The sequence below is a fragment of the Actinocrinis sp. genome (genome assembly GCF_035946395.1).
In the GTDB taxonomy this organism is placed as follows: domain Bacteria; phylum Actinomycetota; class Actinomycetes; order Streptomycetales; family Catenulisporaceae; genus Actinocrinis.
The window spans coordinates 1-26476 of the sequence record NZ_DASYZI010000429.1 but is presented as its reverse complement, the minus strand read 5'-3'; the positions used below and the strand labels follow the sequence as shown (position 1 = coordinate 26476).

The window sequence follows — 26476 nt, the reverse complement described above, 5'->3', positions numbered from 1 at the left end:
GCTGCGAGCGCTGCGGGTTTCGTAGGTGCTGCGGATGCTGGTGTGAGAGAGGTGGTCAGAAGTCGAATAGTTCGGTGTGCAGGCGGCGCCAGGAGACGCCGGCCTTGCGCAGGTTCCTGATCGTGGTTCGCGCCATTGCGGGCGAGCCGCAGATGAAGACCTCGCGGTCGGCCAGGTCGCCGATCAGCTCGCGCAGGCGGTGCGGCGCCATCGGGTCCTCGCGTACGGTCCTTCCGCGCTTGCCGAGCACCGGGATGTAGGTGAGCCTGCCCTCGCGGTGCATCCTGCCCAGTTCGTCGGCCATGAGCAGATCAGCCTTCGTTGACGCGCGTTGGATGAAGATCACGTCTCCGGCGGCACCGTCGAGCGTCTCGGCGATGGCGCGCAGCGGGGTGACGCCCACGCCGCCGCCGATCAGCAGCACTCGCTGGCGGCGGCGCAGGTCCGCCGTGAACGCACCGTACGGGCCGTCCGCGACGACCCGCATGCCGGGACGGATCCGGCGCTTGAGTCGGCGGGTGTAGTTGCCGACGCCTTTGACCGTGAGGCGCAGCACGCCGTTGGTCGGCGCGGCGGACAGTGAGAACGGATGCGTCTGGTGCCACAGGCCGCGGCCGAGGAAGCGCCAGCGGAAGTACTGACCGGCCTGCGCGCCGAGCCGTTCGAGGTCGACTCCGCCCACGTAGATCGAGACGGTGTCAGGGGACTCCACGACGACGCCGACCACGCGCAGCCGGTATCTCAGTGTCCTGTTGACCGGGATGACGACGCGGTAGAGCAGGATCGCGGCCGCCACCGTGACGTGCATGGTGATCCAGGTGTCCTTGGCGTACTCGTTGCGGGTGAACTGGGCGCCGAGCGCGATCTGATGGAAGAAGGCCAGCACGGCCGCGGGATAGGCGACCAGATGGAGACTGTGCCAGCGGTCGTATCCGAGCCGCTGCCGCGCGAGCTTGATCGATGAGACGCCGACGGCGAGGAGTAGGCCGAAGCCCGCGGTGGCCATCAATACATAGGGGTACGTGGTGAGGACGGACTTCACCACCGCGCTCGGCGGAGCCTGAAGACTCATTGAGTAGCCTGCGATGACCAGACCGGCGTGCGCGGCCAGCAGCAGGGTCAGGTACGCGCCGAGGCCGCGGTGCAGGGTGGCCAGCCACGAGCCGATCCGCCGCTCCAGCCACGGGATGCGGGCCATCAGCGCGACCTCGATCAGCAGCAGGTAGGCGCCGAGCAGCCCGGTCAGCTGCGCGCCCATGATGTACTCGTCGGCCAGGTGCTGGAGCCGGGTTGCAGGCGTTTGCAGCCACCAGAGGAAGATCACCCCGGCGCCGCCGGCGAAGGCCAGCAGCACCAGCACCCCGGCGAGCGCGTGCCGGGAAAGCGCGGGGCGGTCGTACGTCCAGGCGGTGGCGGGGTCGGCCCAGACCTGCGGCAGGCCGGGACGCTGCGGGATCGCGTACCGGTCGGGAGGCGCGGCGGCGTGTGCGGCCCGGCTCGGGACGGGACGTTCCGGCCGCGCCCCGGGGCGGGCCGCACGGCTCTGGCGTGGGATTCCGCGCAGGACCGACGTATCAGGGTCCGTGCTCGGTGGGTACTGCTGGGGATACGGCGGGCCGGGAGCGGGCGTTCGGCGGGGACGGGTCTGCGGTGGAGCCAGTGGTGAAGCAAGTGGTGGAGCCGGCGGCGGCTGCGGTGGCGGCGGGCCGGGGCGGTGCATCGGCGTGCCCTGATCGGTGGCCGCCACGTGGCGGCCGCTGGAGGTCACGGTCACGTCCACGCGCCCCCGGTGCACGGCGCGCTTTCGCGCCTCGTACTCGGCCCACCGTGCTACGAGCAGACGCTGCTGCTCATACAGGATCCGCTCTTCCCGCCGGCGCTGCCGCCGCTGCTCGAACTGCTGCTGCACCCACTGCGGCGCGACGCCGCCGAGCCATGGGAAGTCTTTGAGCCAGGCTGGATCGTCGTCGTCTTGGTCGGTCATCGCGGACTCCGCTCGCTCCCGGTACGGCTGGCTTCGGGCGCCGGGGTGGCAATGGAGATTGGAACAGACCTATTCACCCGAAAGAGTTCCCTTGGGTGATTCATGTCCAAAGCTTTGCTGATTGTACTGAACCGCGCACAAAAGGGCCGCCGCTTGCGCCCACCCGGGATCGAGTGAACGCAAACGGCGGCCCGGCGTTCTGAGCCCTACACCCTCTCAGGTGTCAGGCTTTTGTTACATGTTGAACAGCATGCCGTACGTCGCGTAAGCCATCGCGATGTCCGACTGGGCCCAGAACCGGTGGTAGGTGAACGACGGCGCGGCCCCACCGTTGAGGTAGGTCTGCACCTTCGACCAGTTCGGGTCGTTCTTGTACCAGCTGCGGATGGACAGGAAGGTCGCCCCCGGCGCGATGGCGTCGCCGTCGGGCATCGTGCCGGTCCAGCCGGACGGGATGAACACCCCGTCGGAGTTGGTGCCGGACGGGTAGACCTGGGTGAACCGGCTGTAGTCGGTGCGGGTCTCCGGGGTCGTGATTCCGATGGAGTCACGGTCGTTGGCCCACATGACGTCCAGGATGGACTTGGCCAGGTTCGAGGCGGTGGTGTCGCCGGCCTTCTTCCCGTAGTACGCGAGCGTCTTGGAAAGCGAGGCCGCCACGCCGACGTCCTGTCCGTAGCTGGACACGGTCACGTGCAGGTTGGCGTTGGTCACCGAGGTCGTCGTGGAGGTCCAGGTGTCAGGCTGGCCGGACCACGTCAGGTTGGACGGGATCTGCCAGGCCCCGGTCGTGGTGTTGACCGTGGTCTGCGACTCCGCCCAGGTGACCCACTTCTTCAGCACCGCGCCCGCGGCCGCGTTGCCCGTCACGTAGTAGTACTCCGCGACGCGCTCCATCGACCAGGTCTGCATGCCGAACCACTGGTTCGACGGCGGGTCGTGGTAGACCGGCTCCCAGTCGTACCACATGCCGTAGAACGAGGAGTCGCCGGACGGCGGGGTGCCGTAGTTGCCGCCCCAGCTGTTGGTCGCGCCACCGGCGATCCCGCCCTCAGAGGACTGCAACCACTGGTAGAACTGGAGCTGGCGGGTGAGGCTGGCGCTCCAGTCGCTCTGCGCGGTCGGGGACTTCGGAATCATCGCCGTGTCGGTGGACAGCGCGTAGGCCGCCAGCGGGTTCTGGTAACCGAAGTGCGCCGCGCCGTCGCCGATGCGCCAGGCCCACGCGCCCGAGGTGGACAGCGAGCCGCCCCACGCGTAGTACCACGAGAGCAGGTAGTGCTCGCTGGTGCGGCCGGAGCCCGCCGGGCAGCTGGTGCTGGTGCAGTTGCCGATCGCCTTGAAGTACTTGTCGAACAGCGAGTACCGCAGGTAGTCGCCCATCTTGCCTGCCTTGGCCACGGTCGTGGTCACCTGCGACTCGACACCCTGCGCCTTGGCCCAGGTGTCGGCCCAGTAGGCGGCCTGGATCGCGCGCGCGTCGGCGTCGGGGGCGTCGGTGTACTTCCACTGCGGCGTGGCGGAACCCGAGATGAACAGGTCCAGGTAGCCGTTCTTGCCGCCGTACTTCAGGTTGTCACAGGTCGGCTGGGTGACGGTCTCCCAGACGGACTCCTGGGAGCCGCGCTGGAAGGTGTTGATGAAGGACGGGGTGTTGGCCGAGCCCGGGCCGAGCTCGCAGCCGCCCGACGGGGTGTCGCCGAAGCCGTACTTGTTGTCGACGTCCTCAAGCCAGTGCATGCCGTAGATGTCCCAGGTGCCGTAGGTCGAGTCCAGCTCGGCCGCCAGCGGGTCGTTGCCGACCGAGACCGAGGTGGTGGTGGCCACCGGGTAGTCGGACGGCAGCGGCTCCTCGGGCGCGTACTGCGCCGGGGACGCCGGGTTGTAGGCGCTGTTGGTCGGCTGGGCCGCGTGGCTCGGGATCATGTAGGTTTCCATGAGCGTCCACGCGTTGTTGAACTTCGACCAGTCGCCGGTGACCTCGCCGTAGGTGGCCTGGAGCCAGATCAGGTAGCTCCACGCCTCGGACGTGGTCTCGTGGCCGTAGTCGGGTGCCTCGACCATGAGCGTCTCGACCGAGTGGTACGGGATGCCCTGCGAGTTGAAGTACCCGTTGGCCGGGTTCGTGATCTCGTTGTACAGCGTCAGGAAGTCCTGCGTGTACTGGCCCTTCGCGGCGGTCTCGGTCGCGGTCACCGCGGCCGAGGTGTAGCCGGTCGCCGACGCGGTGAACGTCGCGTTACCCGTGGACGAGGCGTCCGCGGTGATCGTGACGTTCTGCGCGGTGTTGTAGTTGGTCGGGGTGAAGGTCAGCGACGCACCCGTGGTCACCGAAAGGCCGGTGATGCCACTGGTCCTGGCGACCGCCACGGTGACGTTGGCGGTGGGCGCCTTGCTGAGCGTCACGCCGAACGTCCCGGTCGAGCCCTGCGCCACCGTCACGGACGTCGGACTCGCCACGATCGCCGGGTTGGTCGACGGGGACACGGTGATCCCGACCGGAGACGAGGTCGTGGTCGCGCCCGTGCTGTCCGTCGCCACGGCTGTCAGCGAGTAACTGCCCGCCACCACTCCGGTCCAGCTGACCGAGTAGGGCGCCGCGGTCGCCGATCCGATCAGCGTCGTGCCGCTGTAGTAAGCCACGCTGCTGATGGTCGCGCTGTTGAACGCCGACGCCGTCGCGGTCAGCGGGACGGTGGCCGGAGCCGTGTACGTCGCGCCTGCCGCCGGGCTGGTGATCGACACGGTCGGCGCCTGGTGCGCCCCGCCGCAGACGGTCCCGTTGATGGCGAAGACCGTCGGCGCGGTGTTCGTGCCGCTGTAGTTGAAGTTGGCGCCGATGGTCACCGAGCCGTTGGTGGCCACGTTGTTGTTGTACGACAGGGCGGCGGCCGTGACGTTGGTGCCGCTCTGCGTCCAGGTGGCGCTCCAGCCGTTGGCCAGCGTCTGGCTGCCGGCATAGCTGTAGGTGAGGGTCCAGTTGGTCCACGCCGCGCCGAGGTTGGTGATGACGACGTTGGCGGTGAACCCGCTGCCCCAGTCCGACGGGGTGGTGTAAGCGACCGAGCACTGCGTCGTCGCGGCCTGCGCCGGGATGGCGGTGAGCCCGGCGAAGGCGAAGGCCGCGGTGATCAGCGTCACCACGATCCCGCGCAGCCTTCTTCGCAGTGGACTGCGTCTTCCTGTTCTCATGGGTACGGATTTCTCCTTCTGGGTATCGGCGCGACGTCGCGCCGAAAGCTGCGGCGGCGGGCGCACTGGTCCGCTTTCGGGCACGCGAAGGCCCCCGGACGGGCCCCGGGGGCCCGTCCGCGGCGGATCTTCAGATCAGCCCGGCCGGCCGGTCAGGCGGACTCGCGCTGGACCAGCGAGGTGGGCAGGTTGTCGTGCGCCTCCGAGATGGACTCGTGCTCGATCAGGGCCATGACATGACGGGCCATCACAGCCCCCTGCTCCTCGACCGGCTGACGCACGGTCGTCAGCGGTGGCATGGTGTGCTGTGCGATCGGGTCGTCGTCGAACCCGACGACCGCCACGTCCTCGGGCACCCTCCGGCCCGCCCTGCGCAGGGCGCGCAGCGCCCCGGCGGCCATCAGGTCGGAGGCGGCGAAGACCGCGTCGAGGTCGGGCCGCCGCTCCAGCAGCCGGGTCATCGCGTGCTCGCCGGAGGCCTGGGAGAAGTCCCCGTAGCCGATCAGCGCGGGCAGCCCGGCGGCCTCCAGCATGTCGCGGTATCCGGCCAGCCGGTCGATGCCGACGGCCATGTCGCGCGGCCCCGCGATGGTGACCACCCGGCGGCGGCCAGAGCGCAGCAGGTGCCCGACGGCGGTGCGCGCGCCGCCGGCGTTGTCGGCGTCCACGTACAGGGCGCCGACCGGAACCAGGGGCCTGCCGCACACGACGGTCGGGATCCCGGCGGCCTGGAGGGTGAGCAGCAGCGGGTCGCGGCCGTGCGCGGAGATCAGCATCACGCCGTCGGCGCTGCCGCGCCGGATGTAGCGCTCTGCGGCGGCGTACTCGTTCTGGTCGTGCACGACGAGGAAGGCGAGTTGCAGGCCGGCCGCGGACAGGGTCCGCGACGCGCCCCACAACAGCCGGGCGAAGAAGGGGTCGGAGAAGAACCGGGCGCTGGACTCGGTCACGATGGCCGCGACCGAGCCGCTGCGCGAAGTCTGCGCGCGGGGGGCGCGCCAGCGCACGTAGCCGAGACGCGCCATCGCGTCCTCGACATGGCTGCGCGCGCCGAGGCTGACGCGGGCCGATCCATTGAGCACCCGCGAGGCCGTCGCCTCGGATACTCCGGCGAGCGCGGCGACGTCTGCCAGGGTCGGCTTTCCGAACTGGATCTTGTCCAGCCGGTTGGCGCGATTGGCGACGGCAGCCGGCGCGGTGTCGGTTTGCTGGGGCAACTGCGACCTCCACGGTGAGGTTCTAGCGCGCACTCGGTTGATCCGGGGCAGTCAGCTGTTCGGCGTCCAGGTTCTATCGAGTCGGTCGGGCGTGACTTAAGTCGATCGAGAGCCGGGGTGGGTTGCCGGTCCGAAAGTGTTTTCGCGCCCCGAGGCGGGGCGCGTTGTTTCGCGAGGGTTAGAGACGGCGCACTCGTGGGAGCGCTCTCTCGGGTGGGTGGGCACAGCGTTGCGGGACGGGAACGCGCCGTCAAGACCCGCGGTGATGCAAACGCCCGGGCGGTTGCTTCGGACAGGTCAACAGCGGACTGATCGTCCCGGATCGGCTGAAAGTTTCATTAACCGGTCAAGCACCCTGATACGTCGTTCAGGCGGCCGGAGCCTGCACCACTTCGTTGATCGTAGGCACGTTGACCTGCACCGGAGCGGTTCCGAAGGAGTCCAGCCTGGCGGTGCCCGTGGTCACCGTGCCCGCTCCGGTGAGGGTGAACTGGATCGCGCTCGGCGCGCCGGAGCCGTCCGTCCAGACGTCGAAGCGCAGCTCATCGGGGAGCTGGCCGAGCCATCCCAGCAGGTTGGGGTCGGCGATGTGCTCGTCGGCCTCGCCGGTCACGATGGTGCCGGCCAGGTGGCCGGTGGAAACCGCGTGAACCTCGTGGAACGCGCGCAGCACCTGTGCGACGAGCCCCGGTTGGCCGAACTCCCCGAAAGTTGCATTGGAGTCGTCGACCTTCAGCCACTTGCGGCCCTCGACGGCGGCGATGTCAGAGGTCAGCGACACGTACTCGACCCCGGCGGCGGACAGGATGGTGGTCTTGACCGCGTTGACGGTGCCGTCCATCCGGGACAGACCGCTGGTGACGTCCCAGACCCCGGACATCTTGACCGCCTCGGTCTGCGCGGGGGTGGACGGCCCCGGCTTGGGCGCGGTGGTCGCGGTGGGGCTGCTCTTCGGGACCAGCGTGTCCACGGTGAGCCGGAAGGTCTTGGCCGCGTCGAGTTCGCTCGCGACCTGCTGCAACAGCGTCGTCGGGCTCTCGGTGGACGCAGTGCTTGGCGTGCTCGTGCACCCGCCGAGCACCCCCGCCGCGAGCATGGCGGCGACGGCTACGGGCAACGGGGCGGCCATCAGACGTGCGGCCGGCCGACGGCGAACTGATCCACTTCTGCGGCTCATTCCGCCACGGTAGGTACGGGCGTACGGCGCACGGAACGTTCTTTCATGACTTTCACACGCTCTTCGGGCTCGGCCGGGGCCGCGGCGCGGGGTCGGCCGACGCTCAGCGGCGGACGAGCCCACAGCCGCACACAAAGCCCCGGCCAAGTTCGAAGGGCCCTTACAGACAGTCCACGCACGTGTGGTGGCGGATATGAATATCATCGATATGGAATACTCACCACATAACATGCGAGGTGCGTCATATTCATTCGAGGCCGAATCGAAATGCCCGGACGCTTCGAAACGAGCTCGGCCCCGCGCTCCACGAAGGGAGCGCGGGGCCGAACGTGAGCCGGGCTCAGCTGGTGAAGCCGATGTTCTGGTAGACCCGGTCGGCGAAGCCGAAGGCGCCGAAGTTGGCCAGGTTGGACTTCTCGGCCACGAAGTCGGGGCGCTGGTAGAACGGGACGACTCCCGCTTCCTGCCAGATCGCCGCGTCGACCGCGTTGGTGTCCTTGACCGCCTGCGCCGCGTCGAGGTCGGCCTGCGCGGTGGTCAGCATGCCGTCGATCTGCGAGGAGCCGACCTGGGCGTAGTTCTGGAAGATGTTCTTGCCCTGCGGGTTCTGGTAGATCGACGCGTTCGACGAGACCGGGAACTGGTTGCCGATCCAGGAGAAGACCGTCAGGTCGAACTGGCCGATGTTGACGTACTTGTCGAAGAAGTCGTCCGAGTTGACCGCGTCGATGTCCAGCTTGATGCCGACCTTCGCCAGGAAGTTCTGCATCAGGGTGCCCTCGTTGGCGGAGACCGGGACGCCGTCCGGGATGACCAGCTTCAGCTCCAGGGTCTGGCCGCCCTTGGTGCGGTACTGGCCGCCGCCCTGCGTCCAGCCGGCCGCGTCGAGCAGCGCCCCGGCCGCGGTCGGGTCGTACTTGCCGACCGCCCCGGCGTTGTTCTGGTAGCCGTTCTGGTTGTTGACGTAGAAGTGGTTGTTCAGCGGCTGGTCCGGCCAGGGCAGGCCGGCCAGGTCCGACTTGGCGATGGCGCCGCGGTCGATCGCCTCGGCGACGGCCTGGCGCACCCGCACGTCGCTGAGCATCGGCGACTTGCCGTTCATCGTCACGTGCCGGAAGTTCGGGCCGCCGGCCACCCGGATCTTGCCGGCCTTGACCGCGGCGGCCTTCTTGTAGTTGGTCGCCGACGGGCCGATGTCGAAGAAGTCGATCTCGCCGGAGGCGAAGGCGTCCGCCTCGGCCGAGACGTCCACCGTCTTGAACACGATGCTGTCCAGGATGGCCGGGTCGCCCCACCAGTTCGGGTCGCGCACCACGGTGACCGTCTTGTCGGTGGCGTTGAAGGCGCTGAACTTGAACGGGCCCGCGGTGACCGGGATCTTGTTGATCCAGCTCTTGTTGAACGCGTCCGGGGTGGCGTTGGTCGAGGCCGGGTACAGCGGCGAGAACAGCGACTTCCAGTCGGCGAAGTTGCTGGAGAAGGTGACCACGACCTCCTCGGGGCTCTTGCCCGCCGCCACGTTCGAGATCTGCGAGTAGCCGACGGTCGAGGCGACGTTGAACGCGCTGTTGACGCCGTTGAGCGCCTTCCACTGGGCCGCGAAGTCGGCCTCGGTGATCGCCGTGCCGTCGGACCACTTGGCCTTCGGGTTCAGCTCGTAGGTCACCGTCTGCTTGCCGGCCACGGTGGTCACCGCCGGCTCGCCGGCCAGGTAGTCGGTGTCGGCGTACGGGGTGCCGCCTGCGTCGAAGTGGAACGGGGTCGGCAGCAGCGCCAGGTCGACGTCGTTGGTCGAGGTCTCCGGGCCGTCCGCCTCGTTGTAGTTCCACTGGGTGGAGAACTGGTCGATCGGCCAGGTGAGCGTGCCACCCTGCTTCAGCTTCGAGCGGTCGACCGGGTTGACGTCGTTCACGCTCGCCTTCGGCGCGGTGTTGGGCTTGGACGACGTCGACTTCGAACTTGAGCACGCGCTCGCGCCGAGTGTGACCGCGAGCGTTGCCGCGGTCAGCCCGACGCCGATCCGGGTGGATCGCATCTCGCCTCCCCTGTCTTTCATTGTCGGTGGCATGTGCTGGACATCGTGGATGGTTCGGCCGGCGGGCGGCATCGGCCGCCGGACGTGTCGGTGGGCCGGCGCGGCCGGCCCGGGGGCGTCTCAGACCACGTGCAGGACGGCCGCGTAGTGGCACGCCGACTGTTGGTCCGGGCCCTGCGCGGTGAGCTGAGGGTCCTGCTCGGCGCACCGCGTCCGGTCGGTCTCGCCGAGCGCCTTGAACTTCGGGCAGCGGTTGCGGAACCGGCAGCCGGAGGGCACGTCGGCCGGGCTGGGCAGGTCGCCGTCCAGCAGGATCCTGCGGCGCTCGCGCTCCTTGCGCGGGTCGGGCACCGGGATCGCGGACAGCAGCGCCTGCGTGTAAGGGTGCGTAGGCTGGTTGAAGACCGAGGCGGTGTCTCCGATCTCGACGATGCGCCCGAGGTACATGACCGCGATCCGGTCGGCGACGTGCCGGACCACCGACAGGTCGTGCGCGACGAACAGATAACTGAGATCGAGTCGCGCCTTGAGCTCGTCGAGCAGGTTGATGATCCCCGCCTGGATGGACACGTCGAGGGCCGAGACCGGCTCGTCGAGGATGACCACCTTCGGGTCAAGCGCCAGGGCGCGGGCGATGCCGATGCGCTGGCGCTGGCCGCCGGAGAACTCGGCGGGGAACCGGCTCGCGTGCCCGGGCTCCAGGCCGACCAGCCTCAGCAGCTCGTCCACCCGCGCGGCGATCCGGTTCTTCGCCCAGCCGTGTGTGCTCAGCGGCTCGGCGAGGATGTCGTAGACCGGCAGGCGTGGGTCGAGGGCGGCCATCGGATCCTGGAAGACCACCTGGATGTCCCGGCGCAGCAGCTTGCGCTCGGCCCGCTTCAGGCCCCCGGTGCGCCTGCCGAAGACGGCGATCGTGCCCTGCGACGGGTCGGCCAGGTTCAGGATCTCCAGCAGGGTGGTCGTCTTGCCGCAGCCGGACTCGCCCACCAAGCCCAGCGTCTCGCCGGAGCGGATGTCGAAGGAGATGCCGTCCACCGCGCGCACGGTGCCGATGCGCCGCTTGATCACGGTGCCGACGGTCAGCGGGAAGTGCCGGTACACGTCGTCGAGTTCGAGCACTGCCGGGCGCTGCGCCCGGTCCGGCCGCGCGGCCGGCGCCTCGGGCAGCTCCGGCACCGGGAAGACGTCGGCCGCGGTCAGCGTGCCGGCAGCCAGCTCGGCGCGCCGGTGGCAGGCCGAGGGGTGGTCGCCGGCGACCGCCGGGACCAGGTCGGGCTCGACGGTGGCGCAGACGGGCTCGACGGTGGCGCAGACGGGCACGGCGACCGGGCAGCGGGCCCGGAAGGGGCAGCCGGGCGGCAGGTTCACCAGCGACGGCGGGTTTCCCTCGATCGGCACCAGGGCGTGCTTGGCGCCCTCGTCGATCCGCGGGATCGAGCCGAGCAGGCCGATCGTGTAAGGCATCCGCGGGCTGTAGTAGAGCTCGTCGACGGTGCCGGTCTCCACCGGCTTGCCCGCGTACATGACCATCACCCGGTCGGCGAATCCCGCGACGACGCCGAGGTCGTGCGTGATCATCACGATCGCCGCGCCGGTGGCCTCCTTGGCCACCTTCAGCACGTCGAGAATCTGCGCCTGGATGGTCACGTCGAGCGCCGTGGTCGGCTCGTCGGCGATGATCACCTCGGGGTCGTTGGCGATCGCCATGGCGATCATCGCGCGCTGGCGCATGCCGCCGGAGAACTCGTGCGGGAAGGCGTCCACCCGGCGCCTGGGGTCCGGGATGCCGACCAGGTCGAGCAGCTCGATCGCGCGGGCGCGGGCCCGGTCCTTGGGTATCTCGCCGTGGATCTGTAAGGCCTCGATGATCTGGGTGCCGATCGAGTAGACCGGGGTGAGCGCGGAGAGCGGGTCCTGGAAGACCATCGCCATCGCCTTGCCGCGGATCTTCGACATCTCGTCGTCGTGCAGCCCGAGCAGCTCGCGGCCGTCCAGCAGGATCGACCCGGAGACCTGCGCGCTCTCCGGCAGCAGGCCGAGCACGGCCATCGCGGAGACCGACTTGCCGGATCCCGACTCGCCGACGATGCCGAGCACCTCGCCGCGGCGCAGCCGGTAGCCCACCCCGCGCACCGCCTCGACCGTGCCCGCCTCGGAGGGGAAGGCGACCGACAGGTCGCGCACCTCCAGCACCGCGTCGCCGGTCATCGCCGGGCCGTGTGAAGACTCCTGATACACCTGGGTCACTGCGCGATCTCCACTACGGTCTCGCCGGGCAGCTCGTCGGCCGGGGCGTCCGCGCGGCGCTTCGCCCTCGCCTTGGCCCCGGAGGAGTTCGGGTCCAGCGCGTCGCGCAGCCCGTCGCCGACGAAGTTCACCGCGAGGATGATCGCCACGAGGATCCCGGCCGGGAAGAGGAACAGCCACGGATAGGTGTTCACGTCCTGCTGCCCGGCGCTGATCAGGGTGCCGAGCGAGACGTCCGGCGGCTGGATGCCGAAGCCGAAGTAGGACAGGCCCGACTCGCCGAGGATGGTCACCGCCACGCCGATCGTCGCGTCGATGATCAGCAGCGAGGCCATGTTCGGCAGGATGTGCCGCAGGATGATCTTCGGCGCGGGCACGCCCATGTACCGGGCGGCGAGCACGAACTCGCGGTTCTTGAGGGTCATGGTCAGCGAGCGCACGATCCGGGCGCTGACCATCCAGGCGAAGGCGGCCAGCAGCACCACGAACAGCAGCCAGGTCTTGCCCTTGAAGGTCGGCGAGAGGATGGCCAGCAGCAGGAACGAGGGCATCACCAGCATCACGTCGATGAACCAGACCAGCACCCGGTCCACCCAGCCGCCCAGGTACCCGGCCACCGAGCCGACCAGCGCCGCGATGGCCGTGGTCAGCGGGCCGCCGATCAGGCCGATCACCAGGGACTTCTGCGCGCCGCGCATGGTGAGCACGAACATGTCCTGGCCGGTCTGCGTGGTGCCGAACCAGTGGGTCGGGGACGGGCGGGTCTGGAAGTTGTCGAAGTCGATGTCGGTCAGCTGCCAGTGCGTCAGGTACGGGCCGAGGTACGCCGCCAGGAACAGCAGCACGATGACGACCAGGCCGAACAGGGCCAGCCGGTTGCGGGCGAAGCGGCGCATCAGCAGCCTGCCGCGGCCCCGGCCGGTGGCGGAGGACGGGGCGAGGGCGCCCTCGCCGAGTTCCTTCGCGGCGTCCAGCGCGCTCATCAGGCACGCACCCGCGGGTCCAGCGCCGCGTAGGCGATCTCGGAGACCAGCCCGGCGATCAGCACCAGTCCCGCGACGAACAGCGAGACCGCGGCGACCGCATTGGTGTCATTGCCCTGAATCGAGGTCACCGCCCACTGCCCCATGCCGTTCCAGTCGAAGATGGTCTCGGTGAAGGTGGCGCCGGTGAACAGCAGCACCGTGTTGTACACCAGGAAGGTCATCACCGGGATGATCGCGGTGCGCAGGCCGTGCTTGTAGATCGCCTTGCGCCGGGTCAGCCCCTTGGCGCGCGCGGTGCGCAGAAAATCGCTTCCCAACACGTCCAGCATCGTGGAACGCTGATATCTGCTGAGGATGGCGATCTCGCCGAGCACGAGTGAGACCGTCGGCAGCACCAGGTGCTGGGCGCGGCTGAGCAGCTGCGGCCAGAACGCCGTGATGGTCGCGTCGTACTCGTTGTCGAACTGGAAGAAGCTGGTCCCGCTGGCGTTGTTGAACCAGATGGCGAGCGCCTTGAGCAGGATCGCCAGGGCGAACACCGGGGTGGAGATCAGCAGGAAGGAGCCGAGGGCGGAGAGCTGATCGCTGGCCCGGTACTGGCGCACCGCGTTCCACGCGCCGAGGGCGATGCCGCCGACCGAGCCGATGACCGTGGCGAACAGCAGCAGCCGTGCGGAGACCCCGACGCGGCGGGCGAGATCCTGACCGACCGAGCCGCCCTGCACCTCGGTGCCGAAGTCGCCGTGCGCGAGGCCGTCGAGCCAGTGCCCGTAGCGCACGAAGACGTCGGTGTCAGGGTTCAGGTTCCTCTCGTCGAGCATCTGGGTGATGACCCCGGGCGGCGGCGTGGGGTGCTTGCCCTCGTAGTTCGACTTCGGATTCAGCGCGAGCGCCGCCAGGAGGTAGGCGACGGAGGCGCCGACGAACGTGAGGATCAAGTAATTGAGCAATCTGCGTAGCAGATACGCGCTCACCCGCCACTCCCTCGCCTGGCCGTGCGGCGTCGGCGGGAGTGGCTTTCGCTCCGTGCCGGCACCGGGAATTCCCGGATCGTTCGACGGCCCGGCCCGGTGGGTCGGCATCGCGATGCGCCGCCGTCTGCTGACTCAGATTGACGGCGAGTGGCCGGTGCTGTCCAGAGCCGGCAGATCAAGAACTAATTACGGAAAGGCACAGCAAAAGACACGGAATTTCGTCCCCATTACGCGAATGATGAAAGGGCGTCAATGGGGGTTCTGAGATATGGGGATTACCCTTGCCAAAGGGAAAACCCTTGATCAGCGCGCAGCCCTCGGATTCACCCGCGGCCACTTCCTCTCGCGACCGCGGGGTTCGGCTGTGCGCGCCGCACGGCGTACTAGGCGGAGGTGCTCACGCCCTCGTCGGCCATCACCGGGAAGTGGCACGCGGCCATCTGCGTAATACCGCCCGCGTTCTTGACCTCCAGCGGGGGCTCGACGGCGGCGCATATCTCCTGCGCCTTCCAGCACCGGGTGCGGAACCGGCAGCCGGACGGCGGGTTGATCGGCGAGGGCACGTCGCCGCTGAGCAGGATGCGCTCACGGCCCGACTCCTGCTTGCGCGACGGATCCGGAATCGGCACCGCGGAGAGCAGCGCGTTCGTGTACGGATGCAGCGGCCGCTCGTACAGGTCGTCCCGGGCCGCGATCTCCACCACCTTGCCCAGGTACATCACCGCCACCCGGTCCGAGATGTGCCGCACCACGGACAGGTCGTGCGCGATGAAGACGTAGGCGAGGTTCAGCTCCGCCTGCAAGTCCTCGAACAGGTTCACCACCTGCGCCTGGATCGACACGTCGAGCGCGGAGACCGGCTCGTCCGCCACGATCAGCCGCGGCCGCAGCGCGATCGCCCGCGCGATCCCGATCCGCTGGCGCTGGCCGCCGGAGAACTCGTGCGGGTACCGGTTGTAGTGCTCCGGCGAGAGGCCCACCAGCTCCAGCAGGTCCTGCACCGCGCGCTTCGTGCCCTGCGGAGTCTTGATCCCCTGGATCTGGAAAGGCGCCGAGACGATCGCGCCGACCGTCTGGCGCGGGTTGAGCGAGGACTGCGGGTCCTGGAACACCATCTGGATGTCCCGCCGCAGCGGCCGCAGCGCTCCAGCACCCAGGTGGGTGATGTCGCGCCCCTCGAAGACGACCTGGCCCCCGGTCGGCTCAAGCAGACGGGTGAGCAACCGGCCGGTGGTCGACTTGCCGCAGCCGGACTCCCCCACCAGGCCCAGCGTCTCGCCCGTGTGGACGGTCAGATCGATGCCGTCGACCGCCTTGACCGCGCCCACCGTCCGGCGCAGCAGGCCACGCCGGATCGGGAAGTGCTTCTGTAGGCCGGTGACGGACAGCAGCTCTTCCGTCGTCGTCCCAGTGCTCATGGATGCAGTGCTCATAGGTGTGGCCGGATTTCCTCGGTGAAGATCTGCCTGCGGTCGGACGAGGTGAGATGGCAGCGCACCAGGTGACGCGAGTCGACCGGCAGCAGCTCGGGCACCTCGGACTCCGAGCGGCCCTGATTGCGCTCGCCGAAGGCGCAGCGGGGGTGGAACGGGCAGCCGGACGGCACGTTGATCAGCGACGGCGGGTTGCCCGCGATCGGCAGCAGCCGCTCCATCACCGGGCGGTCGAGGCGCGGCATCGAGCCGAGCAGACCCCAGGTGTAAGGATGCTCGGGATCCGCGAACACCGACTTGGCCGGGCCGTACTCCATCGCCCTGCCCGCGTACATCACCATGATGTCGTCGGCCAGCTCCGCGACCACGCCCAGATCATGCGTGATGATGATCAGAGCGCTGTTGAACTCGCGCTGTAGATCCCGCATCAGGTCCAGGATCTGCGCCTGCACGGTCACGTCCAGCGCCGTGGTCGGCTCGTCCGCGATCAGCAGCTGCGGATTGCACACCAGCGCCATCGCGATCATCGCACGCTGCCGCATACCGCCGGAGAACTGGTGCGGGTAGTCGCCGGCGCGCTGCGCGGGCTGTGGGATGCCGACCCGTTCGAGCATCTCGACCGCGCGCTTGTACGCGGCGGACTTCGAGACCTTCTCGTGTACCCGGTAGGCCTCGGCGATCTGGTCGCCGACCTTGTAGTACGGGTGCAGCGAGGAGAGCGGGTCCTGGAAGACCATGGCCATCTTCTCGCCGCGCAGCTCGCGTACCTCGCCGGGGTCGGCGTGCACGAGTTCCTGGCCGTCCAGCCAGATCTCGCCCTGCATGATCGCCCCGCCGCGCCCGCGCTTGTTCGCCCGGCCGTGCAGCCCCATCAGCGACAGCGAGGTGACCGACTTGCCGGAGCCGGACTCGCCCACGATGCCGAGGGTCTGGCCGCGCTCAAGCCGGAACGAGACGCCGTCCACGGCGCGCACCAGACCGTCCTCGGTCTGGAAGTACACCTTGAGGTCCCGCACGTCGAGGAACGCCTCCGGGCCCTGCAAGGCCGCGTCGGCGGTGGCGATAACCCTGTCTTCCGTCATCCCACCCTCACTCGCGGGTCGAGCACTCCGTACAGCAGGTCCACTACCAGGTTGGCGATCACGATGAAGAAGGCCGCGAACAGCGTGACACCCATGACCACCGGGATGTCGCTGTTGCCGATCGCGAGGATCGCGTCGAGGCCGATCCCGTGGAAGCCGAAGATCTTCTCGGTGACCACCGCGCCGCCGAGCAGGTAGCCGAAGTCGAGGCCGAACATCGTGATGATCGGCGTGTAGATGGCGCGCATGGCGTGCTTGCCGACCACGGTGCGCTCGGGCAGACCCTTGGCCCGCGCGGTGCGCACGTAGTCCTCGCTCAGCGTGTCCAGCATGGTGGATCTCGTGATCCGAGCGTAGGCGGCGGCCGAGATGAACGCCAGGACCAGGGCGGGGAAGAAGATGTTGCGGGCCCAGCCGTAGGGGTCCTGGCTGAAGCCGATGTACTGGATCTGGTCCATGATGTGGAACTGGTACTGCACCAGCAGCGCGGCCACCAGCGCGGTGAAGTTCACCGGCATCGAGATGCCGGCCAGCGCGACGAGGATGATCGAGCGGTCCGCGAGCCGGCCCTTGTAGAGCGCGGCCACGACGCCGGCCAGCACGCCGAAGAACAGCCACAGCACCGCCGCGCTGATGGCCAGCGAGAAGGTCACCGGGAAGTCGGCGATCAGTTTCTGCCACACCAACTGGTGGCTGATGTAGGAGTAGCCGAGGCAGGGCGCCGGGCAGTTGAAGACGGCGCCGCCGTCGACGAAACTGCGCCCGACGAAGATCGCCTTGAGGTACGACCCGTACTGTACGACCAGCGGCCGGTCGAACCCGAGACCGTGCGCGATCGCCCGGTAGGTGTCCGGGGTCGCGCCCTTGCCCGCGTAGGTCCTGGCGAGGTCCTCGCCGAACCACTGTGGCATGACGTACGAGATGATGAACGTGATGATGCTCACGACCAGGACCACCAGCGCGGCCTGGAAGAGTCGTCTGACTATGTAAGCGAACACTGATATCGGCCGGTTCCGGCATGGGGGCGGATCTCGATCGGAGATCCGCCCCCGTGCCGCTCTACGCCTTCACCTGCTTCCAGTTCTGCTCGCGAAAGGAGGGTCTGCCTTTCCGGCCGGGGCCGGGCTCAGGCTCAGGACGAGCCGACGGTGGTGCCGAGCGCGGCCAGGTCCACTTCGCCGTTGTAAGCGTTCGTGATGTAGTAGTTCGTCACGTTCTTACCACGGGCGAGCAGCAGCGTGTCGTAGCCATACGGGATGTAGACCGCGTCGGACATGACCTGGTTGTCGACCTGGGTCGACAGCGCCGCGGTCTGCGCCGCGGTGGTGGCGGCCTTCATCTGGTCGAGCAGGCTGTTGACCTTCGGGTCGTTCAGCCGGCCGTAGTTCGAGCCGCTGCTGGTCGCCGAGAGCAGGCGGCCGTCGGTGATCTGCGAGAAGAAGCCGAAGCCGGTCGGCCAGTCCGGGCCCCAGCCCGCTGCGCCGAGACCCAGGTCCTTCTGCTTCATGACGTCGGGGCGCTGGAGGTTCTGGCTGTAGTACTTCGAGCCCTCGACCTGCGTGATCTGCGTGGTGATCCCGACGCGAGCCAGCGCGTTCTGCAGCGCGGTCGCGAAGCCCGGGCCCTTGCCCGCGTTCGCCGTGATGATGCCGGTGGAGAAGCCGTTGGGCTTGCCGCACGCGGCCAGCTCCGACTTCGCCGTGGTCAGGTCGCCCTTGTTGTCCGCGCCGGTCGGGTACGCGTTGGCGTCGGTGTGCCCCGGCACGCCCGGAGGCAGCATCGAGTTGGCTTCCTTCGCGCCCGCGATCGAGCCGCCACGCGCGTTGATCAGGTCAACCTTGTTCAGCGCGTACGCCACGGCCTTGCGGCAGTGGATGTTGTCGAACGGCGCCACGTCCTGGTCGATGGTCACGTACCGGGTCGCGTTGGCCGCCGGGTTGTCCGTGTACTTCTTCTGAGTCGGGTTTTCCAGGGCCTTGGCCACGTCCGCGGTCTGGAGGCCACCGCCGTCGTACTCCGCGTCAACCGTGCCGGCCAGGATCGCCGCGTCCAGCTGGTTCGGGTCCCAGTCCGTCTTGACCGAGATCTTGTCCGGCAGCGCCGGGTCCACCGGGTCGCTGGCCGCCGACCAGTTCGGGTTGCGCGACAGCTCGATGTCCTTGCCCGCCGTGTACGACGAGATCATGTACGGACCCGAGGAGACCACGGTCGCGCCCGTGTAGTTCAGGCCACCGGTCTTCGGCGTGGAGTCCACGTCGATCGGCACCGGCGCGGTCTGCGGCAGCGTCAGCACGTACGGGAAGTCGCCGTACGGGGCGACCAGGTGGAAGACCAGCGTGGTGTCATCCGGTGTGTCGACACCGGTCAGACCCAGGTGGTCGGCCGCCTTGTCCTTGTACGGACCCGGGTAGGTGCCGTCCGTCAGAATCGACGAGAAGTACTCCGGGCCGGCCGGGTTGACCGTGTCCAGCGCGTAAGAACGCTCGATCGCGTACTTGACGTCCTTCGAGGTGATGTCCTCGCCGTTGGAGAACTTCAGGCCCGAACGGATCTGCACCGTCCAGGTCTTGCCGTCGGAGGAGACGGTCGGCGCCGCGGCGGCCAGGCCGGGCACCAGCGACGTCGACGGCGAGCCGGGCGCACCGACCTTGTACGTCATCAGCGTGCGCGCGTAGTACCGCGAGAAGTTCCACGAGTACGCGTAGTACTGGTTGACCGGGTCCACCGAGTCCAGGTCCTGGGTACCACCCAGAATCAGCGTCCCGCCCTTCTTCGTGGACGGGTTCACTACCCCAGTAGTGGCGTAGTTGAACGAAATTGTGTCGGCGGGGTTGACCGTCGTCGTGCCGGTGCTGCTGCCGCCGCCGGCAGTGGTCTTACTACTGCTGCACGAGGTGGCGACGGACGCCACCAGTGCGGCTGCCGCCGCCGCAGCGGCGATCTTGGTTGTACGCTGCATTCCGTGAATGCCCCTTTCCAGGACTGCGCAACTACAGGGGTTTTCTGTTGGAAACCGGGAGAGGTCGCTTCTAGCGGCCGGCCCGGGGGTCGAGGGCGTCGCGCAGGCCGTCCCCGAAGAGGTTGAAGGCGAGCACGGTGAGGAACACGGCGAGGCCGGGGACCAGCATGAACGTCGGGTCCACCGAGTAGGAGTCCACGGCGGTCGACAGCATCTGGCCCCACGAGGCGTTCGGCGGCGGAGTGCCGACACCGAGGAAGGACAGGTAAGCCTCGAGCACGATGTTCGCCGGGATCGCCAGCGAGGTGTACACCAGGATCGGGCTGGCGAGGTTGGGCAGGATCTCGCGGAAGATGATCCGGCTCGGCCGGGCGCCGAGCAGCCGCGCCGCGTCGACGAACTCGCGTTCGCGCAGCGAGAGCACCAGGCCGCGGATCAGACGTGCCTGGTAGGCCCAGGAGAACACGCCGATCACCACGACCATCACGACGATGTGCAGCGACCAGCCGCTCAGCCCGAAGGCGTTGACCGGGATGATCGAACCGATCGCGATCAGGAAGATCAGGATCGGGAAGGCCAGGAAGATGTCGGTGATCCGGGACAGCACGGCGTCGGTCCAGCTGCCGAAGTAGCCGGCGACGGCCCCGATGATGATGCCCACGATCATCTGCACGGCGGTCGCCGCCAGCGCGACGATGAGGGTCGGCCGTACGCCCACGACGATCCGGGCGAACAGATCGCGGCCGTTGGTCGGTTCTAGCCCGAACGGGTGGGCCAGGCTCATCCCGCCGCGCGGGCCGATCGGCAGCAGCGTCCCCGTGTCGATCAGGTTGCCGTTGAAGACGTTCGGATCCAGGCCCATCGCATGGTTGATGACGTCCGCGAAGATCGCGAGCAGGATCAACAGCAGGATGAACCCGCCGCTGGCCATCGCGATCTTGTCGCGCTTGAACCGGTCCCAGGCGATCCGGCCCAGGGAGCGGCCCTCGATAAGGGCGGCTGCCGGGATCGCCGGCGCACCCATGTCGGCGGCTGCGTCTGCCGCCGTGTTCGGCACAGTCATCGTTTTATTGCGTCCTCGTCGTTCGCGGCGGAACCCGTCGGGACCTGTTCGGTGATCGATACGGTTACGTTGGAATCTACCTGGTGTTCGGCCATGCTTCAGCTCGGTGGATCGGTGGTGTCCTCACTGCGTACGTGCGGACGAGACCCGATCGCGCCGGCGGCGCGGTCGATCCCGCGGTCCGGAGCGGCGGGCGGCCGCCTTGGGTCGCCCGAGCATGGGCGGCCTGGTCACCGGCGCGGGGCGCACGGTGCCACTGGCGGGAATTCCTACCACGCTCCGTCTTCGGAGAACAATCCTCGGAGTTCTACGGTCATGGAACACCCATAAGGCAATGTGTGTCCGAACTGTGATGGAACGCGTATCGCTTCGAGTTCCTGGCGTAGCGACGGCCTGTTCATCCGGCACTCGTGGTAGGCGGCCCGTCATATCGTGGTGACAATACCTTCAGCCGTTCGGTTCAGCGCCTGCGCGATTCGTGGCCGAATCGTTGCCGGGCAGCGCCACCGCCGAAACCGGGGCGGCCCGGACCCGGTGCCCGGATAACGTCTCCTCGGCGCCCGGATAACCTGGTGTCTCGTGATCGAGACTTCCTGGGATGTGGCCGTGGTCGGCGCCGGTCCGGCCGGGGCGACCGCCGCGCGGGTCGCCGCGGAGGGCGGCGCGCGGGTCGCGCTGTTGGAGAAGGCGGCCCTCCCCCGGTACAAGACCTGTGGCGGGGGGCTGATCGGGCTGTCCCGCCAGGCGCTGCCCCCGGGTTTCGAACCGCCGGTGCGCCAGCGGATCGACGCGATCTCGTTCACCCACCGGGGGCGGCGGGCCAGGACGCGGCGGGACCGCGAGGGCGGGCTGCTGACCCTTGTCAACCGGGCCGACTTCGACCACGCGCTGGCCAAGGCCGCGGTGGAGGCGGGCGTCCGGTTGCACGAGGGCGTGACAGTGACCGGCGTCGAACAGCAGCCGGACGGCGAGGGGCCGGCTGTGCTCACCCTCGCCGACGGCTCGCGGCTCGCCGCCCGCGCGGTGGTCGGCGCGGACGGTTCGGCCAGCCGGCTCGGCCGGTACGTCGGGGTGACGTGCCGCCAGGTCGATCTCGGGCTCGAAGCGGAGATCCCGGTTCCGCCAGACGTGGCAGAGCACTGGGCCGGGCGGGTGCTGGTCGACTGGGGACCGCTGCGTGGTTCCTACGGATGGGTGTTCCCCAAGGGCGACACGCTCACCGTCGGCGTGATCGCCGCGCGCGGCGGCGGCGAGGCGACGCGCGCCTACTACCGGGAGTTCATCGAGCAGCTCGGCCTGGCCGGGTTCCCGGCCGCGACCGAGTCCGGCCACCTGACCCGTTGCCGCACCGCGGACTCGCCGCTGTCCCGCGGCCGGGTCGTGGTCGCGGGCGACGCGGCGGGGCTGCTGGAGCCGTGGACCCGTGAGGGCATCTCGTTCGCGCTGCGTTCGGGCCGGCTGGCCGGCGAGGCGGCCGCGCGGCTGGCCGGGTCGCCCGACACGGCCGCCGTGTCCGCGGCGACCGACGAGTACCGGGAGCGTGTCGAGGAGCTGCTCGGGGTGGAGATGGACGCCGGCTTGCAGCTGCTGACCGCGTTCGAGCGGCGCCCGGGTTTCTTCCACGCCGCGGTCACCACCCTGCCGATCGCCTGGCGCGCCTTCACAGAGGTCTGTCACGGCCGGGCGACCTTCGCCGAACTGCTGCGGTCACGAGCCGCCCAGGCGAGCCTGCGCGTCATCTCCTGAGCCCCGTTACCTTCTAGAAGTCCCCCCCGCCCCCGCCGTCACTTACTACAGAGCACGTACGCGACAAGCGCTCGAACGCGTTCTGTTGGCACACTAATGAGTACGAGTTCTGTGACGTGGGTACACCATCGTTTCACCAGGCTCGTCGTGTGGGCAGACGTGGTCGAGCACGAACGTCGTCGAGCACGAACCTCGTCCAGCACGAACCTCGTCTAGCACGGGGCCTGACACAGCAGTACCGGACAACAGTGACGTCATAGCGGAGCGGTCATGTCAACTCGCTCGGTGGCTGATCCCGTCGCGGCCGAGGCGGGGTGGGCCGACCCGCACGCGGTGCGGGATCTGGCGCGGCGGTGCGAAGAACGACTCGATGCCCTGATCGAGCGCATCGCGGCGCAATGGCGCGTGCAGTTGCCCGGCTATCAGGTCCTGCGTGACGCAGAGCACGAAGCTGTGCTGCGGCAGGCGGTCAGCGGCTTCCTGCGCACACTGCGCGGCGTCCCGGTGGACCTGGATCTACGAGCCCTGTTCCGGACGCGGGCGCTGCGGCGGGTGGAGCAGGGCGTGCCGCTGCCGACGCTGCTGCGTGCGTACACCATCGCGACATATGCCTTGTTCGATGGCTTACGGCAGGAGGCACGTGCGGACGAGGCGACAGCACTCGCAGATATCGCGCGGCTGCTGTTCCTCGCGCAGGACGAAGCCATCACCGAGGTGGCCAGCGCGTATCAGGAGGAGTTGGCCGCGCTGAGTGCGGCACGCCGGGACCGCCGCCGCGAACTGGCGCGGGATCTGGTGACCGGCTCGCAGCTCCCGGATGCGGCGGTACTCGATGAATTCGGGCTCGGCACGGGCGCGATGGTGCTCGCATTGCGCCTCGGCATGCTCAGCGTGGCCGGTCCGATTCCACAGCAGCGGCCGGACGCCGAGGTATCGGTGACAGTGGCGGTGACCGACGTTCCCGAATCGGTGCGCTCCGCGTCCGAGGCGGCAATCCGTCACAAGCTGCTGCGTTTACAGCAGGCACTTGACGCGTACTTCGGCCGACCGGTCCCGGCGCTGCTGGAGCAGCCGGGCGGACACGTACTGGTCCCCCGCACCGCGCTCGACTCGGACTCACCCACCTCCGACACAAGCACCACAGCCACCGCCGCCACCACCATCACGGAAACAACCCCGGGCTCCACGCTCCTCGAAGAACTTTCCTGGCGATTGTCCGAAGTCTGGGGTGACGAGATCCGCATCGCGGTCGCCGTCGCGGACCGGCCGGACCAGGTCGGCGCGGTCGCCGCCACAGCGGCGGAGGTGCTGCGGCTGGTCTGCGCGCTCGGCAAACCTCCCGGCGTATACACGCTCGATGACGTGTTGCTCGAATACCACCTCACCCGGCAGGACGAGAGCGCGCAGCTGTTGGGCGCCCTGCTCGACCCGTTGGCGGACCGTCCTGACCTGCTGCGTACGGTGCGCGTCTTCCTCGAAGAGCAGTACGACCGCCGACGGACCGCGCGCCGCCTCAGCCTGCACCCGAACACCGTGGACAACCGGCTGGACAGAGTAACGGAACTCACGGGCCTGAACCCGGCCACGCCGCGCGGCGTCGCCCTGCTGATGACCGCACTGGCGCTGCATGACCTGCGTTGACATCAGCGAGCCGGTGCGGTGCCTTCCGGGGCACCAGCTTGCGGCGAATAGCCCCGTAAGGCACCTTAGTCGGGTGACTGCGGACAAGAACCCCGGAGACGAGAACACCGGGCACATGAACACCGGGGACCAGAACACTGTGGTCGAGAACACCACGTCCGAGAACCCTGCGGCCGAGCACGTGGCCCGCACCGCCGGCCGGCTCGCCGAATACGGGTTCTTCATCGACTTCGACGGGACGCTGTCCCCCATCCAGGACGACCCCGAGTCCGTCGCGCCGGTGCCCGGGGCGCTGGACGCGCTGACCGCGCTGACCGCCGAGGCGGGCCTGGTCGCGGTGGTCTCCGGCCGGCCGGTCGCCTTCCTGGGCAGCCGCCTCGGCACGATCCCCGGCCTCGGCCTGCACGGCCTGTACGGGCTCGAATACTCCTCGGACGGCGGCCGGACCGTGGCCACCGCCCCGCAGGCCGAGCCGTACACCCCGGTGATCGCGCGCGTGGTGGCCGAGGCGCGCGCCGCCTTTCCGGAAACGCTGGTCGAGGACAAGCGGCTGTCGGTCTCGCTGCACTTCCGCACGGCTCCGGCGCTGGAGCCGGCCATCGAGGCGTGGACGAGCGAGCGGGCCGAGGCGTACGGCCTGCTGCGGCAGCACGGCCGCATGGTCGTCGAACTCAAGCCGCCGCTGGACACCGACAAGGGCGCGATCGTGCTGGAGCGCGCGAGCGGCCTGGCCGGCGCCTGGTACTTCGGCGACGATCTCGGCGACCTGCCCGCCTTCATCGCGCTGGACAAGCTCGCCGCGCAGGACCGCGGGTTCCACGCGGTGCGGGTCGCGGTCGGGACCGCGGAAGGCCGCGGCGCCGCGCTGGCCGGGCACGCCGATCTGCGCCTCTCCGCCCCACAGCGAGTGCCGGCGCTGCTCAATTCCCTGCTCTCGGCCCATCGCACCGCAGGCGCGCCGTGAGAGACTGGGGCGGTGAAGGAGCAGCCCCGCACGCGGCCCGTGCCGCTGTTGTACGAGCCCGCCGCCGAGGATCCGCAGGCAAAGCGGTTCTTCGGTCTCGACGAGATCACCGACCCCGCGGAGTTGCTTGAACGCGCCACCGACCTGCACACGGCGTTCCGGGCGGCCGCCGACCGGGCCGGCGCGTATCAGGCCATAGCGGCGGCGGAACTGACCGACCCGCGCCGTTTCGACCGCATCACCTACCTCGAACTCGCCGAGCGTATAGGTTGCACGGCGGCCATCGCCGAGACCATGGCCGAACGCGGCAGGCAGATCCTCAAGGACGGCCACGCACACGAGTTCTGACCGGCTGCGCCCGATCGGCCGCGCTCACGCGAAATCCGGTCGTTCCAGCCACCCTGATCGTTCCGATCAGCTCTGATCAGCTCAGATCGCCTTCCGACCCCCCCTTCCGACCGCTTGGCCCCGGATTCCGTCTTCACCAGCCCTTCAGGGTAGGGTCGCCGCGGGGGCACGCGGACAGGACGCGCGAAGCCGTTACCCAGGAGGACCGATCCTCGGGCAATCGGGAGTGGTGAGTCGGCCGTTGACTGCTATCGCGAGTTCGTCCGCGGATATCGGCGGTGAAATCACGCCGCACGCCAACGTGGACGCGCATCCGCGCCGCTGGCCGCACGTCCTCGGCGTGGGCCTGATCACGGCACTGTTCGCGACGGTCTACTCCGCTTATCTGCTGGGTGTGCACGCCACGCTGCGGGACGGGTTGGCCGATGTCGGCGAGTACGACCAGGCTATCTCGGGCTACGCGCACTTCATGGGCCCGCACTCGCCGTTCGTCGGATTGGGCGGCAATCCGAACAGCGCCGGCGTACTGCAACTCTCCGACCACTTCACCCCGCTGCTGGCGCTGCTCGCCCCGTTCTACTGGATCCACGACGGGCCCGAGACGCTGCTGATCGAGACCGGGGTGCTCGCCGCGCTGCCGATCATCCCGCTGTGGCTGTTCACCCGGCGCGCCGTCGGCGAGTTCCGGCTCGGCGGCGCCGTCGCCGCGTACTTCGTGGCGGTGGCCTACGGGCTGTCCTGGCCGCTGCAAGAGGCGCTGTGGTTCGAGTTCCACGAGGTCTTCCTCGCCCTCCCGATCATGTTCTGGATGATGGAACGGGCCCAGGCCGGGCGGCTGCGGCAGGCGGCGCTCATCAGCCTGCTGCTGCTCGGCGTCAAGGACGACCTCGGATTCGTCGTCGCGGTCTTCGGGCTCTACCTCGCGGCCAAGGACGCGACGATGCTGGACTGGCTGCGTCTCGTGCGCCGCGCAGTGCGTACGCCCCGCCGCGCGCTCGGCGCGGTGCTGCGCCGCGACCGGCTGTGGTTCCTGGCGCTGGTGCCGATCGGCCTCGGCATGGTCCTGCTGGTCAACAAGGTGCTGCTGCCGCACTTCGGCGGCAGCCCGACCCGGAACTTCACCTACACCGAGTTCGGCGCCACGCCGACGGCGGCGCTGCACTCGATGCTCGGCCACCCGGGGACCGTGTTCCACACGCTGCTCAACTCGCCGGTCAAGAAGAAGACGCTGCACATGCTGCTGCGGCCGGTGCTGGGCCTGTGCCTGCTCTCGCCGCTGAGCCTGATGGCCGCGCCGCTGCTGGTCGAGCGGTTCCTTTCGATGAACCAGTTGTACTGGCAGATGCCGTACCACTACAACGCCTTCCTGCTGCCGATGCTCTTCCTCGGCGCGGTGGACGGTGCGGCGAGGCTGGCCCGCTGGCTGAC

Annotated in this window: 18 protein-coding genes; 5 read left to right on the top strand and 13 right to left on the bottom strand. The window is 68.9% G+C overall.

The genetic code is table 11. The features are described from left to right. Positions 1–55: 55 nt before the first annotated feature. The 13 genes from VGS97_RS27105 to VGS97_RS27045 all read right to left on the bottom strand — a co-directional run bounded on the left by VGS97_RS27105 (position 56) and on the right by VGS97_RS27045 (position 20349). Positions 56–1984: a ferredoxin reductase family protein gene (locus VGS97_RS27105; RefSeq protein WP_326856502.1), complete on the bottom strand. Its 1929-nt coding sequence runs from the start codon at positions 1982–1984 to the stop codon at positions 56–58. Positions 1985–2218: 234 nt separating this feature from the next. Beyond that, on the bottom strand, positions 2219–5176 hold the full coding sequence (locus VGS97_RS27100) for a glycoside hydrolase family 48 protein (protein ID WP_326856501.1): 2958 nt from the start codon (positions 5174–5176) through the stop codon (positions 2219–2221). Positions 5177–5328: 152 nt separating this feature from the next. Next, positions 5329–6393 carry a LacI family DNA-binding transcriptional regulator gene (locus VGS97_RS27095; RefSeq protein WP_326856500.1) on the bottom strand — a complete coding sequence of 355 codons (1065 nt, stop codon included), beginning with the start codon at positions 6391–6393 and terminating at the stop codon, positions 5329–5331. A 367-nt stretch (positions 6394–6760) separates the two neighbouring features. Next, positions 6761–7522: a hypothetical protein gene (locus VGS97_RS27090; RefSeq protein ID WP_326856499.1), complete on the bottom strand. Its 762-nt coding sequence runs from the start codon at positions 7520–7522 to the stop codon at positions 6761–6763. 388 nt (positions 7523–7910) lie between these two features. After that, complete coding sequence (locus VGS97_RS27085) at positions 7911–9605, bottom strand: ABC transporter family substrate-binding protein (RefSeq protein WP_326856498.1); 1695 nt, start codon at positions 9603–9605, stop codon at positions 7911–7913. A 120-nt stretch (positions 9606–9725) separates the two neighbouring features. Continuing rightward, complete coding sequence (locus tag VGS97_RS27080) at positions 9726–11813, bottom strand: ABC transporter ATP-binding protein (protein ID WP_349262280.1); 2088 nt, start codon at positions 11811–11813, stop codon at positions 9726–9728. Between the two features lie 35 nt (positions 11814–11848). After that, positions 11849–12835, bottom strand: coding sequence for an ABC transporter permease (locus tag VGS97_RS27075; protein ID WP_326856496.1), 987 nt, complete (start codon positions 12833–12835; stop codon positions 11849–11851). Beyond that, positions 12835–13812 carry an ABC transporter permease gene (locus VGS97_RS27070; RefSeq protein ID WP_326856495.1) on the bottom strand — a complete coding sequence of 326 codons (978 nt, stop codon included), beginning with the start codon at positions 13810–13812 and terminating at the stop codon, positions 12835–12837. Before VGS97_RS27070 ends, VGS97_RS27075 begins: the two co-directional genes overlap by 1 nt. A gap of 383 nt (positions 13813–14195) precedes the next feature. Then, positions 14196–15230 (bottom strand): dipeptide ABC transporter ATP-binding protein, encoded by a 1035-nt coding sequence (locus VGS97_RS27065; protein WP_326856494.1) that lies wholly within the window; start codon positions 15228–15230, stop codon positions 14196–14198. An 11-nt stretch (positions 15231–15241) separates the two neighbouring features. Continuing rightward, on the bottom strand, positions 15242–16327 hold the full coding sequence (locus VGS97_RS27060) for an ABC transporter ATP-binding protein (RefSeq protein WP_326856493.1): 1086 nt from the start codon (positions 16325–16327) through the stop codon (positions 15242–15244). Continuing rightward, the gene (locus tag VGS97_RS27055) at positions 16324–17325 is read right to left on the bottom strand and encodes an ABC transporter permease (RefSeq protein WP_326856492.1); all 1002 of its coding nucleotides are present in this window, start codon (positions 17323–17325) and stop codon (positions 16324–16326) included. The genes VGS97_RS27060 and VGS97_RS27055 overlap by 4 nt, the downstream gene beginning before the upstream one ends. 134 nt (positions 17326–17459) lie before the next feature. Then, complete coding sequence (locus tag VGS97_RS27050; RefSeq protein ID WP_326856491.1) at positions 17460–19286, bottom strand: ABC transporter substrate-binding protein; 1827 nt, start codon at positions 19284–19286, stop codon at positions 17460–17462. 70 nt (positions 19287–19356) lie between these two features. Next, positions 19357–20349, bottom strand: a complete 993-nt coding sequence (locus VGS97_RS27045; RefSeq protein ID WP_326856490.1) for an ABC transporter permease — start codon at positions 20347–20349, stop codon at positions 19357–19359. A 579-nt stretch (positions 20350–20928) separates the two neighbouring features. On the opposite strand from VGS97_RS27045, the gene VGS97_RS27040 reads away from it, so the two are divergent. The 5 genes from VGS97_RS27040 to VGS97_RS27020 form a co-directional block, all read left to right on the top strand. After that, positions 20929–22095 (top strand): geranylgeranyl reductase family protein, encoded by a 1167-nt coding sequence (locus VGS97_RS27040; protein WP_326856489.1) that lies wholly within the window; start codon positions 20929–20931, stop codon positions 22093–22095. Between the two features lie 285 nt (positions 22096–22380). Then, positions 22381–23736 carry a helix-turn-helix domain-containing protein gene (locus VGS97_RS27035; protein ID WP_326856488.1) on the top strand — a complete coding sequence of 452 codons (1356 nt, stop codon included), beginning with the start codon at positions 22381–22383 and terminating at the stop codon, positions 23734–23736. 73 nt (positions 23737–23809) lie between these two features. After that, positions 23810–24700, top strand: a complete 891-nt coding sequence (otsB, locus tag VGS97_RS27030; protein ID WP_326856487.1) for a trehalose-phosphatase — start codon at positions 23810–23812, stop codon at positions 24698–24700. A gap of 12 nt (positions 24701–24712) precedes the next feature. Then, a complete protein-coding gene (locus VGS97_RS27025; protein ID WP_326856486.1) occupies positions 24713–25048 on the top strand; it encodes a hypothetical protein in 336 nt (111 codons plus the stop codon). Positions 25049–25289: 241 nt separating this feature from the next. Further along, a partial coding sequence (locus VGS97_RS27020) for a DUF2079 domain-containing protein (protein WP_326856485.1) occupies positions 25290–26476 on the top strand: 1187 nt, incomplete at its 3' end.